At 67.1% G+C, this 14,032-nt stretch carries 15 protein-coding genes and 2 riboswitches; of the genes, 5 read left to right on the plus strand and 10 right to left on the minus strand.

Annotated elements, in window-relative coordinates:
- Positions 1-334, minus strand: a 334-nt coding sequence (locus MRY84_RS06045; protein ID WP_291504844.1) for an FAD-dependent oxidoreductase, incomplete at its 3' end; no start/stop codon positions are given.
- Between the two features lie 99 nt (positions 335-433).
- Positions 434-551: riboswitch (glycine riboswitch) on the minus strand.
- A gap of 1 nt (position 552) precedes the next feature.
- Positions 553-641, minus strand: a riboswitch (glycine riboswitch).
- Positions 642-765: 124 nt separating this feature from the next.
- Here MRY84_RS06045 and MRY84_RS06050 point away from each other — a divergent pair.
- A complete protein-coding gene (locus MRY84_RS06050; protein ID WP_291504845.1) occupies positions 766-1,548 on the plus strand; it encodes a 2-keto-4-pentenoate hydratase in 783 nt (260 codons plus the stop codon).
- Between the two features lie 176 nt (positions 1,549-1,724).
- On the opposite strand, the gene MRY84_RS06055 is transcribed toward MRY84_RS06050, so the two are convergent.
- From MRY84_RS06055 to MRY84_RS06080, 6 genes are all read right to left on the minus strand, one after another.
- Positions 1,725-2,264 (minus strand): hypothetical protein, encoded by a 540-nt coding sequence (locus MRY84_RS06055; protein WP_363317485.1) that lies wholly within the window; start codon positions 2,262-2,264, stop codon positions 1,725-1,727.
- Between the two features lie 220 nt (positions 2,265-2,484).
- Positions 2,485-2,868 carry a hypothetical protein gene (locus MRY84_RS06060; protein WP_291504846.1) on the minus strand — a complete coding sequence of 128 codons (384 nt, stop codon included), beginning with the start codon at positions 2,866-2,868 and terminating at the stop codon, positions 2,485-2,487.
- The gene (locus MRY84_RS06065) at positions 2,865-4,214 is read right to left on the minus strand and encodes an AarF/ABC1/UbiB kinase family protein (RefSeq protein ID WP_291504847.1); all 1,350 of its coding nucleotides are present in this window, start codon (positions 4,212-4,214) and stop codon (positions 2,865-2,867) included. Before MRY84_RS06065 ends, MRY84_RS06060 begins: the two co-directional genes overlap by 4 nt.
- Complete coding sequence (locus MRY84_RS06070; RefSeq protein WP_291504848.1) at positions 4,201-4,764, minus strand: DUF2867 domain-containing protein; 564 nt, start codon at positions 4,762-4,764, stop codon at positions 4,201-4,203. The genes MRY84_RS06065 and MRY84_RS06070 overlap by 14 nt, the downstream gene beginning before the upstream one ends.
- Positions 4,761-5,666: a TetR family transcriptional regulator gene (locus MRY84_RS06075; protein WP_291504849.1), complete on the minus strand. Its 906-nt coding sequence runs from the start codon at positions 5,664-5,666 to the stop codon at positions 4,761-4,763. Before MRY84_RS06075 ends, MRY84_RS06070 begins: the two co-directional genes overlap by 4 nt.
- Before the next feature lie 322 nt (positions 5,667-5,988).
- Complete coding sequence (locus MRY84_RS06080; RefSeq protein ID WP_291504850.1) at positions 5,989-6,729, minus strand: helix-turn-helix transcriptional regulator; 741 nt, start codon at positions 6,727-6,729, stop codon at positions 5,989-5,991.
- A gap of 298 nt (positions 6,730-7,027) precedes the next feature.
- Between MRY84_RS06080 and MRY84_RS06085 the strand changes: the two genes are divergently transcribed.
- From MRY84_RS06085 to MRY84_RS06095, 3 genes are all read left to right on the plus strand, one after another.
- Positions 7,028-7,897, plus strand: coding sequence for a hypothetical protein (locus MRY84_RS06085; RefSeq protein ID WP_291504851.1), 870 nt, complete (start codon positions 7,028-7,030; stop codon positions 7,895-7,897).
- Between the two features lie 67 nt (positions 7,898-7,964).
- Complete coding sequence (locus MRY84_RS06090; protein ID WP_291504852.1) at positions 7,965-9,899, plus strand: MFS transporter; 1,935 nt, start codon at positions 7,965-7,967, stop codon at positions 9,897-9,899.
- On the plus strand, positions 9,896-10,432 hold the full coding sequence (locus tag MRY84_RS06095; RefSeq protein ID WP_291504853.1) for a hypothetical protein: 537 nt from the start codon (positions 9,896-9,898) through the stop codon (positions 10,430-10,432). The genes MRY84_RS06090 and MRY84_RS06095 overlap by 4 nt, the downstream gene beginning before the upstream one ends.
- Before the next feature lie 19 nt (positions 10,433-10,451).
- Here the strand turns inward: MRY84_RS06095 and MRY84_RS06100 are convergent, their stop codons facing one another.
- Both MRY84_RS06100 and MRY84_RS06105 read right to left on the minus strand, forming a co-directional pair.
- Positions 10,452-11,450 carry a tripartite tricarboxylate transporter substrate binding protein gene (locus MRY84_RS06100; protein WP_291504854.1) on the minus strand — a complete coding sequence of 333 codons (999 nt, stop codon included), beginning with the start codon at positions 11,448-11,450 and terminating at the stop codon, positions 10,452-10,454.
- Positions 11,451-11,564: 114 nt separating this feature from the next.
- A complete protein-coding gene (locus MRY84_RS06105; protein WP_291504855.1) occupies positions 11,565-12,581 on the minus strand; it encodes a 1-aminocyclopropane-1-carboxylate deaminase in 1,017 nt (338 codons plus the stop codon).
- Between the two features lie 162 nt (positions 12,582-12,743).
- Here MRY84_RS06105 and MRY84_RS06110 point away from each other — a divergent pair, with 162 nt between their 5' ends.
- Entirely contained in the window at positions 12,744-13,259 is a 516-nt protein-coding gene (locus tag MRY84_RS06110) for an Lrp/AsnC family transcriptional regulator (protein WP_291504856.1), read from the plus strand.
- Between the two features lie 3 nt (positions 13,260-13,262).
- Here the strand turns inward: MRY84_RS06110 and MRY84_RS06115 are convergent.
- On the minus strand, positions 13,263-14,032 hold a 770-nt coding region (locus MRY84_RS06115), incomplete at its 5' end, for an EamA family transporter (protein WP_291504857.1).

A 14,032-nucleotide genomic window follows, 5' to 3' on the forward strand; every position in this document is an offset into this window, starting at 1 on the left:
CCAGGTTGACGATCTGCTCGATGTTGTGGCGGGTGCGCGCGGGCGTGCAGTTGCGCAGGAAGGAAAGGCCCCACAGCCACTGGCGCATGTCCGCGCGCAAGCGGAAGAGCAGCGGTGCGTCTTCCTGGCCCAGCCACTGCAGCACCTTCAACGGTGCACTGGGGTTGGCCCAGGGTTCGGCGTGGCTCACCGAGATCTGCCCGCCGTTGGCAAAACTGGTTTCCGCGCCGGGCGTGGCCTGGCGGTCGATGACGGTCACTTCATGGCCGAGTTGAGACAGGAAATAGGCCGAGGTCACGCCGAGCAAGCCGGCGCCCAATACGATCACGCGCATGTTTTTCAAAGCCTTTCTGGGCTCTGGCGCTTGATGGACGTGCGGTGGGTGCTGCTAAATCAATAGCAAAAAAAGCAACCGGCGCACACCCGCCAAGCTGCCGCTCCCCCTGTCCTTGGTACCTGAGAGATTCACCGCCTGCCCACCCGGGCTGCGGCTTGCTCCTTCGGTGCGCTGCGCACCCGGCGGGTGGCAGCGGCTCTCCAGACGGCTTTTGAAAAAATGGTGCAGTACGGGACCTGAGCGTGTATGGGAGTTTGCGCCTTCGGTGAAGCGGGCGTGCCGCTGACTCTCCTGCGAGGGGCATTCTAGGTTCCGTTTCTGCTTGGCGGCGGGGCTTGCGCGGCTAATGGCCCGCAATCGTTGCTGATGCTGTCGCGTCGCCACTGGCCATAATTCGCCACGCTTGTTGCCCGCCCGGAAAGACTGCCATGCCCGATACCGCCTTCGACCCTTTTGCCAGCGCGGCTGTCATCACCATGTCCCGCCAGAGCCGCACACCCCGCCCGCTGGATTTGCCCGCGGCTCTGCGCCCCCGCAACGCCGCCGAGGCCTACGCCGTGCAGGATGCCGTCGTGCGTGAGCGCGGCGAAGTCGCCGGCTGGAAGGTGGGAGCGGCGTCGCCCCAGGCGCTACCTGCGCGGGCCGCACTCACCGCCGACTCGATCTGGATCGAGCGCGCGGGATTGCCGGTGCACCTGCCCGCAGCGGGCTTTGCCGTGATGGGAGTAGAAGCCGAGCTGGTCTACGAGCTGGGCGCGGACCTGCCCGCCCGTGCTGCCCCCTACACCGCCGCCGAGGTGCTGGGGGCCATGGCCTCGGTGCACGCCGCCATCGAGGTGTGTGACACCCGTTTTGCCGCGTGGGCCCAGCAGGGCGAATGGAGCCGGATGGCCGACCAGGCCTGCCATGGTGCACTGGTCGTGGGTACAGGCACGGCGAACGTCCTGGGCGTGCAGCCCCTGGCGCAAGGGGTGACGCTGTCGGTGAATGGTGCTGTGGCCGTCGAGCACGCGGGCTGGGGCAACCCGGCCGGGGATCCCGTCCGCTTGTTGGTGTGGCTGGCCAATGAAGGGGCGCTCAGCCTGGGCGGACTGCGCGCAGGCCACTGGGTGACCACCGGCGCCTGTACCGGCACCGTGCTGGTGGCACCGGGGGCGCAGGTGCTGGCGGATTTTCCGGGCCTGGGGCGCGCCGAGCTTCATCTCGACTAGGGCCTGCTGACACTGTCTTTGCCAGATGCGCCGCGATGCCCAACGGGCCAAGGCCCCGGCCTTGGCGTCGACACGCGCCGGGATTGGCGTGGCGTGGCGGGGGCGGCCTGCGCACCGGCAAAAATAGCGTCAACAAGCCCTAGATTGCAGACGGCCCTGGTCCCGCGCGCGGGCCGTCAATTGCGGTAGGGGTTGTCGGGGCGGCGGTCATGGTGGTTGGGCACACCATCGCCATCACGGTCGCGGTCGTGGCGGTTGGCCACCCCATCCCGGTCCTGATCGTGGTGGCCGCGTTCATAGCGGTTCGGGATGCCATCACCGTCCCGGTCGCGGTCGTAGCGGTTGGGTATGCCGTCGCGATCGCGGTCCCAGCCGCCGGGGCGCATTTCCCAGCGGCCACCGTGTTCCACCCATCGGGGCTCGCGGTAGTAGTAGCCGGGGCGTGCCTTAACCCAGTGCCCCTGCATCCACACATAGCGGTGGCCGCGCCATTCCCAATGGCCGGGCACCCACGCCATCCCCCGGCGGGGATGTGGAACAACCTCATGGCGGGGCGGCGGGGGCGGACCATACTGCACCACCATGGGCGCGGCGGGCTGGTATTGCGGGTGCCCCGACTGGATGACGACGGTGGCGCTGGTCTGGGCCTGCGCTGCCGAAGCGGCGCCCAGCGACAGCAGGGCGATGGAAACAGCGGCGAGTGCATTGCGGGTCATTTGAGAACTCCTTGGAACCGTTCGGTGCCCGTTCCCGGGATCGGCGGGTTCCTGAAAATGATTCCTTGCGGAACCGGAGCCTTGATGGTGCGCAGGGTGCGTCAAGCCGGTGTAGGGGCTTTGCGAAGTCTTGTGAAGTTGTGTTTCCTGCTGCGGAGACGGAATAGCGCTTTGCCCGTTTGATTCGGCAGCGTTGCTTCTGCGGAAACCGGCACCTCTCTCAGCGCCACCACACCAGGGTAGCCACCACCAGCAGAACAACCCATGCAGGGTGCCGGCCCTCGGTCGCAAAGAACACCAGCACCCCGCTGGCCAGGGCGGCCGCTGCCGCCACGTCGGCTACCCAGGTGCCCAGGTCGGCGCCGGCCGCACCGGTGCCCAGGCGCCACAGCAGCGCGCTCAGGGCCCAGCCCAGCACGGTGACCAGGTGCCAGGTGCCCCACAGGATGCGCACGTGGAATTCGCGCAGCACGGGCTGGCCCCCCGTGGGCACGATGCCGCCGCGCTGGCGAAGCCTGCGGAACACCAGGATTTCGCCCAGCACGGAGTGCGCAGCACCCACCAGGGCGAGGACGGCAGCTGCCAGTACCAAGGCGGTGTTCATGGCTGCGTCCTCGGCGGGAGAAGGGCCGTGGTGGCGACCATGAAGGCATGCTGGGTCCGCACCCTCGCGCCCAGGCCAGTCAGCAGGTGCATCAACCCCATCCACATGCGTTCGAACACGGGCATTTCGGCAGGCACCTGCCAAAGGTGCTCCCCCAGCACGCGGCGGTGCGCCGCCGGAGTGATGGGCGGCGGCGCTTTCGTGCCAAAGTCGAACACCGGCTGGGTCAGCGGCTCGATCTGCCACGCCTGCATTTCGGCCAGCGCGGGCGCGAGTTCTCGGGTGTAGGCATCCAGCGAAAGCTCGGGCCTGGCCAGTCCCAGCGCCTTGTAGGCCTGCAGCACCTGCGCATCGCGCTGCGGATGGGCGGCGGACAGCAGCAGTGCGGTCCAGGCCTGCGCCACCTGGGCGAGAAACACGCTGGAAAGGTCCCGAGTGCACCCGAAATCGAGCACGCCCACGCTGCCATCGGGCGCGAAGACGAAGTTGCCGGGGTGTGGGTCGGCATGCACGCGGCCCAGCGTGAAAATGCAGCGCACGAACCAGTCCCACAGATGCTGCCCCGCCCGGTCGCGCAGCGCCTGGCTCGGCTGCGTCTGCAGCCACGCCTGCAGTGGCAGGCCCGGCAGGTACGACTGCGTGAGCACTTGCCCCCGCGTGTGCGACATGATCGGCCGCGCCATCGCCACGCCCGGCAGCGCGGCGTGCTCGGCAAACCACTGCAGTTGTGCGGCCTCCTGCAGGTAGTCCACTTCGCGCAGCAGCGTGGCCTCGATCTCGGCCATCACGCTGTCCACGACCGTATCGGCGGGTAAAGGCATGTCAGTGTGGGCCAGGGCGCGCAGGGCGGTGTGCATCAGCTGCATGTCGCTGGCGATGGTGGCGGCAATGCCCGGGTACTGCACCTTGACGGCGACTGTGCCGTGCTCCACCAGTTGAGCGCGGTGCACCTGGCCCAGGCTGGCGGCGGCAAACGCCGTGGGCTCGAAATGCTGGAACAGGGCCTCGGGCTCCTGTCCGAACGCCTGGCGGAACACCCGGCCCACCAGCGCGCGGTTGAGCGGCAGCGCCTGATGGTGAGCGCGCGCCAGCTGTTGCCGCACACCCTCGGGCAGCAAGCCAGGGTGCATGCTGAGCACCTGGGAGACCTTGAGCGCCGAGCCCCGCAACTGACCCAAGGCCCCAAAGAGGATGCGGCCGAGCGCGGCTTCATGGTCGGCTTGCGCCTGCGCAGAAGGCTTGCGCACGCGATGTCCCAGCTCGGCCACACCGATGCGCGCCGCCGCGAGGCCGGAAATCGCACCGCGTGCCAGCCGGCTGGTGCGTGGCGGATCAGCGCTGGCCACGGTGCGCAGGCGGGTTGAGCCGCCGCAGCATGGTCGGCACGATGCGCCGGTGAAACGGCGTGACCACGGCCATGTACACCCGGCCCAGCAGGTTGTGGATATGGACCACCGTCGTGACCACCACCGTCGCCGGGCGGCCGGCGACGGCGTGCTTGGTCAACGATACCTGCACGTCCAGGTGCTTGTCGTCCTCACCCATCACGACCTCCGTGTCGCTCAGATGCCGGATCCGGAAGATGCCCACCCGGTCGCCCACGCGGTAGCTGCGGGCATCGTGCGCGGGGGCACCGCTGGCAGGGGCGTGCTGGTCGTGCAACTGCCCCAGCGCCTTGAGGCCGACCAGTTGCACCAGCCGGTTGCGCAGCGCCATGAGTTGCTGCGTCCAGCGAGGTGTGCGGGCGGCCACGTCGAGCCAGGTCTGGAGGGCAGTGCGGGACGGGTGGCAGTCCGGTACCTCGTACGCATCAAAGAAATCGGCACCGGGCAGGGTGGCATGGATGGCGGTACCTGCGGGCACTTGTGTTTCGCGCACGGTGGATGCGGGGGTCATGCGGATTTCCTTGGGCGTGCGTTGGCGGTGGACTTGGCGGCGCGCTTGGTACGGGCGGCGGCTGCCGGTGCCGGGCTGGCAGCGCGCGGCTTGCGCGGCGCGGGGCGGGGCTCGGAGGCCGCTGGCGCAGCGGGCCGCGGGGCGCTTGCCGTGTGGTTGTAGGCCGAAGCGGACGGCAGATCGGCCATGGCCTGCTTGGCAAGCTGCAGCACACCCATCAGGCTACTGTGGTGTTGCACCATGCGCGCCAACTGGCTGCGCAGCACAAAGCCGCCCAGCTGCAGCACGCGGTTGACCAGCCCACCCCGCAGTGCCTGCACCAGCACCCCCAGCGACAAGTCCACCAACTGCGTGGTGTCCGCGAACTCGTCGGAAGTATCCGCCAGCCAATACGTCACCACACCTGCCAGGTAGTCGGTGTAGAGGCCGCCCGCCAGGCCCTTGAAATCGCAGGGTTCGATTTCGCCGCTGGCCTCGGCCGCTTCGAGAAAGCTCGCGACCGCCTCGCGCAGGCTCTGCCGTGCGGTCAGCGGTTCCGCCAGCATGGACAACGGCGAGCGCCGCGCCAGCGTGCGCACCTGGGCCACGAATTCACGATCGGCCAGCAGGCGCTCCAGCACGGCATCGGTCAGGCGCTGCAGCTTTTCCTGCAAGCTGTAGCTGCCGAAGCCCGCCGTCGCCAGCGTCTCGGCCAACGCCTGGTGGGCCACGTCGTCCAGATAGCCCAGCACGATGCGGTCCTTGGTGGGAAAGTACTTGTAGATCGTGGCGTCGCCAATGCCGGCGGCGCGCGCGATGTCCTTCATCGTCGTGCCGTCAAAGCCCTGGCGGGTCATCAGGTCCACCGCGCTGGCCACGATCTGGCGGCGCGTGGCGTCTTGTTGCTGGCGGGTGGTTTTCATTGACTATCTTTAAAATCGGTTAAATGATGACTTAAAGAATAGTTGATTCACAATATGGAGTCAACAGGCGCACGGAGGTGTCATCTGAGGCTGCGCCTGCGCTTTTGAGCATCTTTTGCCACCCGCTGTTTGCTAGCCAGCGCTGGAAGCTATGAAAAGAATAGCAATCCGCGATCTCGCCGATGCTTCCATGCCGTGCCACGCTCGCCATTTCGCGAAATCGCGAAATGGCGAAGGCGGCGCGCAGCCCCAGGCCAGAGCACCCGCGGAACGGCTTCGCCGGACCACTGGGGTGTCGCCTCTTGGGAAGCCGCGCAGCGACTCAGGAGGGGAGGCGCCGCATGCCCGTGAACGCCTCGAACTCCCAGCTGCGCATGGCCAGCAGCAGCGTGTAGCCCTCCAGCTCGCGCGGCGCCAGTTTCTGGTCGGCCAGGTGCTGTTGCGCGAAGTCCTGGGCCACGCGCTGCATGCGTTCCATGAAGGCGGGTGCCAGGCCGCGGCTGATGGTGCCGTGCACCAGCAGCACGCCCTCACCGGGGCCGTCAAAACCGCCTGCGAAGTAGTCGAGCAGCGCGTGCTCGCGAAAGTAGTTCATCACCGGGCCGTGCGGGCGCCAGCGGAAGGTCTTGGCCAGCTTGAGACGGTAGCGGTTCAGCGGCCGGAGTTCGATGATGCCGATGCGGTCGAGCTGCGCCAGGTACTTGATGCCCTCGGCCTCCGTGAGGCGGTAGGTCGTGGTCACCTGTTCCAGCGTCCACTGGCTGAGCACGCAGATGGCCATGAGCAGCAGCTTCTTGTCGGCTACCACCGCACGTTCCTGCTCCTGGCTCAGTTCCTTGAGCAGTGGCTGGCTCTCGGCCACGCGGCGGGCCAGGTCCGCGAAGTCCAGCGCCAGGGCCCGGCAGATGGCGTCGATGCGCGACAGTGGCATGTCGCCCTTGGCCAGCATGCGTTTGACGCTGGACTCGGCCATGCCGAGCGCTTGCGCCAGGTCGGCATAGGTCATCTGCGCGGACTTGAGTTCCTTCTTGAGGGCGGCGACGAGGTCGGCGGTCGTGCTCATGGGTGCATGCTCCTAGGGATGTCTTGCATAACCCTCGCGAGTCGGTGGTAGTGCGGTTCGGGATGGGCCGCAAGGCGCCTTTTGGCAGCCAATAGCTCGGTCATCGGCAAGAAAGGCAACGCAGCAGACCGCCCGAGGCCGGGCTATCACGGACCGCAGGGGGTTATGCAGGCCATCCCAAGTATCGATTATCAATACTTGAAGTGGCGGGGGTGGCCCTCTGCGCGACTTTTGGATGCGAAGCACGGGCGGGTTTTCACACACTGCGCGGCATTCACCTTTCCACCCCGAGGACGCAATGACCATGACCTTTCGGATTTCTCACCTCCACCGGCGGCGCCAGCCTCTGGCTCCCGCCGAAACCGCCTTGCTGCTGGGGCTGGCAGCCCTGCTGGCGCTGGCCGTGTTGGGGCCTGTGGTGCCCGCCAGTGAACACCAGCACGGCTTTGCCGACCAGCGGGCGCTGTGGGGCATTCCCTGTGCGCTGGACGTGCTGAGCAATCTGCTGTTTGCCCTTGGGGGGATGTGGGGCCTGGCGGTGCTGAGCCGCCTCCAGCCCGGAGTGCTGGACAGCAGCTCCCGCGCGCTGGCCGCGCTGTTCTTTGGAGGCCTCGTGTGCACGGCGGTGGGCTCGAGCGTTTATCACTGGCAGCCGCACGACGCGGGCCTGCTGTGGGACCGGCTGGGCATGGTGCTGCCCTTTGCGGGCTTGCTGGGGCTCGCGGCCCACGGCCGCGTGAGCGCGCGGGCGGGTCATGCCAGCGCCGTCGCAGTGCTGCTGGCAGGGCCGCTGGCCGTGGTGTGGTGGGCGCACACGGGCAACCTGATGCCTTGGGCGGTAGTGCAGCTGGGCGGGATGTTCGTGGTGTTGGCGCTGGCCTGCTTGCCGCGGCGCACCGACGCCCTGGGTGTGCATCTGGGGGCAGTCATCGGTATGTACGCCGTGGCCAAACTCTTCGAAGCCGCCGACCATGCGGTGTATGACGCCACCGCGCAATGGGTTTCGGGCCACAGCCTCAAGCACGTGTTCGCTGCAGGTGCTGCCTGGCCTGTATTGCTGGCACTGACGGCGTTGCGCCACAGCGCCGATCACTGCGTGCCGGATGTCGCGCGCTCCGGGCAGAATGGCGCCCACGCCGTGGGTGTCGCCCGCAGGTCACGCGCATGACGGCCCTGGAAGTGCGGGTGCGGACAAAACCAACAAGCCAACCCATTCGGTCAACGAGGAGAAACGCATGCACCCCGAGAACCCCTCAGCCAGCGTGGCGCCAACGCATGAGGATCCCAACCAGTTCGCCCTGCTTCGCCAGCGGCGGTTTGCGCCATTCTTCTGGACGCAGTTTTCCGGCGCGGCCAACGACAACCTGTTCAAGTTCGCCTTCACGGTGATGGTGACCTACCAGCTCAGCGTCGACTGGCTGCCGCCCGCCATGGCCGGGCTGGTGATTGGCGCGCTGTTCATCCTGCCGTTCCTGCTGTTCTCGGCCACTTCGGGGCAGCTGACCGACAAGTACGACAAGACCAAGATGATCCGCTTCGTGAAGAACCTGGAGATCGCCATCATGCTGGTGGCGGCCTTCGGTTTCATCGCGAACAACGTGCCCATCCTGCTGCTGTGCACCTTCCTGATGGGCGTGCACTCCACGCTGTTCGGGCCCGTGAAGTTCGCCTACATGCCCCAGGTCCTGAACGAGCGCGAGCTCACCGGCGGCAACGGCATGGTCGAGATGGGCACCTTCGTGGCCATCCTGCTGGGCAATGTGGCGGGCGGCCTGCTGGTGGCCATCCCGGGCATCGGCCACACCACGGTGGCCGTGGCCTGTGTGCTGGCGGCGCTGGCAGGGCGCGCGGTGGCGCAATTCATCCCCTCGGTGCCCGCCACCGACCCCGGCCTGACCATCAACTGGAACCCCTTCTCCGAAACCTGGCGCAACCTCAAGCTCGCGCACGAGAACATCGTGGTGTTCCGCTCGCTGCTCGGCATCAGCTGGATGTGGTTCTTCGGCGCCGTGTTCCTGAGCCAGTTCCCGAGCTTGGCCAAGAACGTGCTGCACGGCAATGAGCAGGTGGCCTCGCTGCTGCTGGTGGTGTTTTCCATCGGCATCGGCATCGGCTCGCTGTTGTGCGAGGTGCTGTCGCGCCGCCATGTCGAGATCGGCCTGGTGCCGCTAGGGGCCATCGGCATGAGCGTGTTTTCCATCGACCTGTATTTCGCGTCGCGCAGCCTGCCGGCGTCCGAAGTCATGGGCCTGGCCGCGTTCATGGCCCAGGGAGCCCATTGGCGCGTAATGCTCGATCTGCTGCTGCTCAGCCTGTTTGCCGGCCTGTACAGCGTGCCCATGTACGCGCTGATCCAGATGCGCAGCCAGCCCACGCACCGCGCACGCATCATCGCGGCCAACAACATCCTGAACGCGCTGTTCATGATCGCCAGCTCGCTCATCGCAGGCGCCTTGCTGGGCGCGGGCTTCACGGTGCCGCAGATCTTCCTGTTCACGGGTCTGGCCAACGCGGTGGTGGCGTTCTACATCTTCATGCTCGTGCCCGAATACCTGCTGCGCTTTGTCGCCTGGGTGTCGTCGCGCTTCGTATACCGCTTCAAGGTGCAGGGCGACGAGAACCTGCCTTCGGCGGGCGCGGCCATCCTGGCCTGCAACCATGTGAGTTTTGTCGATGCCGTGCTGCTGATGGCCGCGAGCCCGCGGCCCATCTACTTCGTGATGGACCACCGCATCTTCCGCGTGCCGCTGCTGGGCTGGCTGTTCCGCCTGGCCAAGGCGATTCCAATCGCACCCTACAAGGAGGACCCCGCCACTTACGAAGCCGCGTTCGAGCGCGCGGCCCAGGTGCTGCGGGAGGGCGACCTGCTGGCCATCTTCCCTGAAGGAGGCATCACCAAGGATGGGCAGCTGCAGGAGTTCAAGGGCGGCATCATGAAGATCATCGAGCGTGCCCAGGCCGAGGGCGTCGAGGCGCCGGTGATTCCCATGGCGCTCACCAACCTGTGGGGCTCGTACTTCAGCCGCATCGAGCAGGGCGGCGCCATGGTGCGGCCCTTCCGGCGCGGCTTCTTCAACCGCGTGGGTCTCAACGTGGGCCGGCCTGTGGCGCCCGCCCAGGTACAACCCGCGATGCTGCGCCGCCAGGTGGCGGACCTGCTGCAAGCATGATGGACCGCGACAACGCGTCATCCGCCGCGGCAGCCGCCCACGCCGCTTTGACGGACCGCATCCTGGATTTTCTGCGCAGCATCGGCATTGCAGTTTGCGAGGCCGAGGTGCCCGAGGGCAGCTTCCTGCCCGGCATCCGCATCGAGCGCGGCGGCCTGCGCGTAGACCGCGCGCGGCTGCGCTGGCCTGGCGATCTATTGCACGAGGCAGGCCACCTGGCGGTTGTGCCCGCGGCCTTGCGTTCGGGTATGGACGACGACCTTGCCGAGCTGCCGCCTGTGCCGCATGGCGGCGAAATCGAAGCTACGGCATGGGCCTGGGCCGCGCTGCAACACCTGGGTATGGAGTCCGCCGTGCTGTTTCATGACGGGGGCTATCACGGACGCTCGGCCGGGTTGCGCAACACGTTCGAGCTGGGGGTGTATCTGGGGGCGTCTGGCTTGGCCGCTGCAGGTCTTGCATTGCTGTCGGGGCAGGTGGTGGCCGGAGGGCCTCCCGCCTATCCGCACATGCTGGCTTGGCTGCGGGCCTAAAAGCAGCCCACCGCGGCGCTCAATCCGGGCGGATCTGCGCCCGCTGCGCGATCGCGCGCATGCGCGGCAGTTCGTCCTCGATCTGCGCCAGCACGGCATCGCCGGGCGCATAGGCGGGCTCCAGCCCGCTGGCCACCAGCTTGCTGCGGATGTCGGCGTCTGCCAGGGTTTCGGCCAGCGCGTTGTGCAGCTTGGCCTTGGCGTCTGCGGGCAGTCCGCGCGGCGCCACCACGGCCAGCCACGAGTCGGCAGCAAAGCCCGCAAAACCGCTTTCGGCCACCGTGGGCACGTCGGGCAGCTGCGTGGCGCGGGTGGCGCCGGTGACGGCAATCGCCTTGATCTTGCCCGCCTTGAGCTGCGGCAGCGCGGCGGCCACGGTGTCGATGGTGAACGGAATCTGCCCGCCCATCAGGTCCGCCATGGCGGGCGAGCTGCCCCGGTAGGGCACGTGCATGAGCTTGATGCCCGCAGCCGACCAAGTCAGCTCCGCCGCGAAGTGCCCCGTGGTGCCGTTGCCGAAGGAACCGTAGGAATACCTGTCGGGCGTGCGCTGCACGGCGGTGATCAGCTGCTTGAGATTGCTCACCGGCACTTCGCGGTTCGCCAACAGGATCAGCGGCACGCGGGCCACCATGCCGATGGGTTCGTAGCTTTTGACAGGGTCATAGGGCAGTTTGGCCTGCAGCGCCGGGTTCACGGTGAAGGTCGAGCCGGAGCTGATGAGCAGCGTGTAGCCGTCGGCAGTTGCGTTGGCTACGTAGCCGGCACCCACCACCGTGCCGGCCCCGGCCTTGTTTTCGATCACCACGGGCTGGCCCAGGCGGTCGCCCAGCTTTTTGCTGATCAGCCGGCCCACGATGTCCACGGCCCCGCCGGGCGGGAAGGGCACGATGAGCTGCACCGGCTTGGCAGGAAAGCCCTCGGCGCGCGCGTGCTGCGCCATGCCGCCGGCCCCTGCGGCCAGGGTTGCTGCGAAGAGAACCAGGCTGCTGCGTCGGTCAAGCTTCAGGCACTTCATGGAGGAGCTCCTTGAAATCAGGCGCAGGGTGGGCGAAATGTCCCTGCAGGGAATGGCGCTCAGATCACCGACAGCGCGGCCAGCCGGGCCAGCCGCTGCTGTTCGTTCAGGGGCTCAGCCGTTGCGAAAAAGAAAGCTGTAGGCGTTGAGCGCCGGCACCCCTCCCAGGTGCGCATACAACACGCGAGAGCCTTCGGGGAATTCGCCCTTGCGCACCATGTCGATCATGCCGTGCATGGACTTGCCTTCGTACACCGGGTCGGTGAGCATGCCTTCCTGGCGCGCGCACAGGCGGATGGCTTCGAGCGTGCCTTCGTTGGGCAGGCCGTATTCGGGGCCGCCGTAGCGAGTGTCCAGCACCACGTCCTCGGCCGTGATGTCCTGGCCCAGCTCCACCAGTTGGGCGGTGTTCTGGGCAATGCGCAGGATCTGCGCGTGCGTCTTCTCGGGCTTGGCCGAGGCGTCGATGCCAATCACCTTGCGCGCCCGGCCGTCGGCCGCAAACCCCACCACCATGCCGGCCTGCGTGCTGCCCGTGACCGAGCACACGACGATGTAGTCGAACTGAAAGCCCAGCTCCTTCTCCTGCTGGCGCACCTCTTCGGCAAAGCCCACGAAGCCCAGGCCGCCGTAGGGGTGCTCCGAGCAGCCCGCGGGGATGGGGAAGGGCTTGCCACCTGCCTTCGTCACGTCCTCCATCGCCTGCTCCCAGCTGGGGCGGATGCCGATGTCAAAGCCCGCGGCGTCCAGGCGCACGTCGGCGCCCATGATGCGGCTCATCTCGATGTTGCCGACGCGGTCGTACACCGCGTCGGAGTAGTTCACCCAGTTCTCCTGCACCAGCACGCACTTCATGCCCAGGTGGGCCGCCACGGCGGCTACCTGGCGCGTCTGGTTGGACTGGATGCCGCCAATCGACACCAGCGTGTCGTAGCCGCCCTTGATCGCTTCGGGGATCAGGTATTCGAGCTTGCGCGTCTTGTTGCCGCCAAAGGCCAGGCCCGAGTTGCAGTCCTCGCGCTTGGCATACAGGTGCACCTTGCCGCCCAGGTGAGCCGACAAGCGCTTGAGTGGAGTGATGGGCGAGGGGCCGAAGGTGAGCGGGTGGCGTTCAAATTTCTGCAGGTTCATGGCGGTGCCTTCCGGTGTTTCAACAAGGGGTTGCAAGCGCGGCTTGCAGTGCCTTCATCGTAGGAAAACGGGTGCGCCATGTGGTTGCAAAGTTGGGGACATTTTTGGCTATTCAGTGTTCTCCGGGACAATATTGCATAACATGATTTCTCGAAAGTCGATATGAGTGCAATAAAAGTTCGTCGGCAGAGTGTGCCGCCAGCCGATCTGGGGGCCGAGCTGGACCGCACCGACCGGGCCATCCTGCGCCAGCTGCAGCGCGACGCATCGCTGTCGAATGTGGCCCTGGCCGAGAAAGTGCACCTGAGCCCGCCCGCCTGCCTGCGCCGCGTGGAGCGCCTCAAGCGCCTGGGGCTGATTGACAGGGTGGTGGCGCTGCTGAGCCCACGCGCCGTGGGCGCGGGCATGCTGGTGATGATTGGCGTGGTGCTGGACCGATCCACGCCCGATTCCTTCGCGGCCTTTGAGAAGGCCGCGGCCAAGGTCTCCGGCTGCATGGAGTGCCATGTGGTCACCGGCGAGTTCGACTACTTCATGCTGGTGCGCACGCGCGACAACGACAGCTTCAACCGTCTGCACGCCGAGCAGCTGCTTTATTTGCCGGGCGTGCGCCAGGTGCGTTCATTCATGGTGCTGCGCAATGTGCTGTCTACCACCGAGCTGCCGCTGGCGGTGTGATGGTCAAGCGGCAGGGCGCATCCGTCCCTTGAGCCGCGCCCATGCAGGGCCTCCCAGCACATTCACGAGCAGCCCCGCCATCAACAGCCCGGCGCCTGCAAAGTGCACCGGCTGCAGTGCCTCGCCAAACACCAGCCAGCCCGTGGTCAACCCCACCACCGGCACCAGCAGCGTGAACGGCGCGACCCGGTTCACGGGGTAGCGCGACATGAGGTAGGTCCACAGGCCAAAGCCCAGCAGGGTTGAGATCCAGGCGATGTATGCCACGGCGGCCATGGATTTCAGCGACAGGTGCTGCACGGCGGACAGCACGGCACCCGGGCCATCGATCCACAGCGAGAGCGCCACGAACGGCAACGGCGCCACCAGGCTGGACCACACGATGAACGCAAACTGGTTCATGGGCCCATGCCGGCCCACGGCGCGCGTCACGATGTTCCCGCAGCCCCACATTGCCGCCGCCGCCACGGTCAGCGCAAACCCCGCCAGCGGCATGGAGGCACCGTGCGCGCTGCCGATCAGCACCAGCCCCACGGCTGCCAGCGCGAGCCCCGCCACCTGGTTGCCGTGCCAGGGCTCGCGCAGCCACCACGCGGCCAGCAGCAGCGTGAAGAACGACTGCGCCTGCAGCACCAGCGAGGCCAAGCCCGAGGGCATGCCGATGTGGATGGCCGTGAACAGCAGCGCAAACTGCCCCACGGCCATCGTCATGCCATACAGCAGGTACAGGCGCAGCGGCACCTTGGGCGGCCGCACGAACAGCAGTGCGGGAA

It is taken from the genome of Acidovorax sp., assembly GCF_022763525.1.
Lineage (GTDB): Bacteria > Pseudomonadota > Gammaproteobacteria > Burkholderiales > Burkholderiaceae_C > Acidovorax.

Coding starts and splice junctions, on each gene's coding strand:
- MRY84_RS06070 (WP_291504848.1), bottom strand. CDS start 4,764: ATGACCCCCGCATCCACCGTGCGCGAAACACAAGTGCCCGCAGGTACC.
- MRY84_RS06105 (WP_291504855.1), bottom strand. CDS start 12,581: ATGAACCTGCAGAAATTTGAACGCCACCCGCTCACCTTCGGCCCCTCG.
- MRY84_RS06100 (WP_291504854.1), bottom strand. CDS start 11,450: ATGAAGTGCCTGAAGCTTGACCGACGCAGCAGCCTGGTTCTCTTCGCA.
- MRY84_RS06095 (WP_291504853.1), top strand. CDS start 9,896: ATGATGGACCGCGACAACGCGTCATCCGCCGCGGCAGCCGCCCACGCC.
- MRY84_RS06060 (WP_291504846.1), bottom strand. CDS start 2,868: ATGAACACCGCCTTGGTACTGGCAGCTGCCGTCCTCGCCCTGGTGGGT.
- MRY84_RS06110 (WP_291504856.1), top strand. CDS start 12,744: ATGAGTGCAATAAAAGTTCGTCGGCAGAGTGTGCCGCCAGCCGATCTG.
- MRY84_RS06090 (WP_291504852.1), top strand. CDS start 7,965: ATGCACCCCGAGAACCCCTCAGCCAGCGTGGCGCCAACGCATGAGGAT.
- MRY84_RS06085 (WP_291504851.1), top strand. CDS start 7,028: ATGACCATGACCTTTCGGATTTCTCACCTCCACCGGCGGCGCCAGCCT.
- MRY84_RS06055 (WP_363317485.1), bottom strand. CDS start 2,264: ATGACCCGCAATGCACTCGCCGCTGTTTCCATCGCCCTGCTGTCGCTG.
- MRY84_RS06050 (WP_291504845.1), top strand. CDS start 766: ATGCCCGATACCGCCTTCGACCCTTTTGCCAGCGCGGCTGTCATCACC.
- MRY84_RS06075 (WP_291504849.1), bottom strand. CDS start 5,666: ATGAAAACCACCCGCCAGCAACAAGACGCCACGCGCCGCCAGATCGTG.
- MRY84_RS06080 (WP_291504850.1), bottom strand. CDS start 6,729: ATGAGCACGACCGCCGACCTCGTCGCCGCCCTCAAGAAGGAACTCAAG.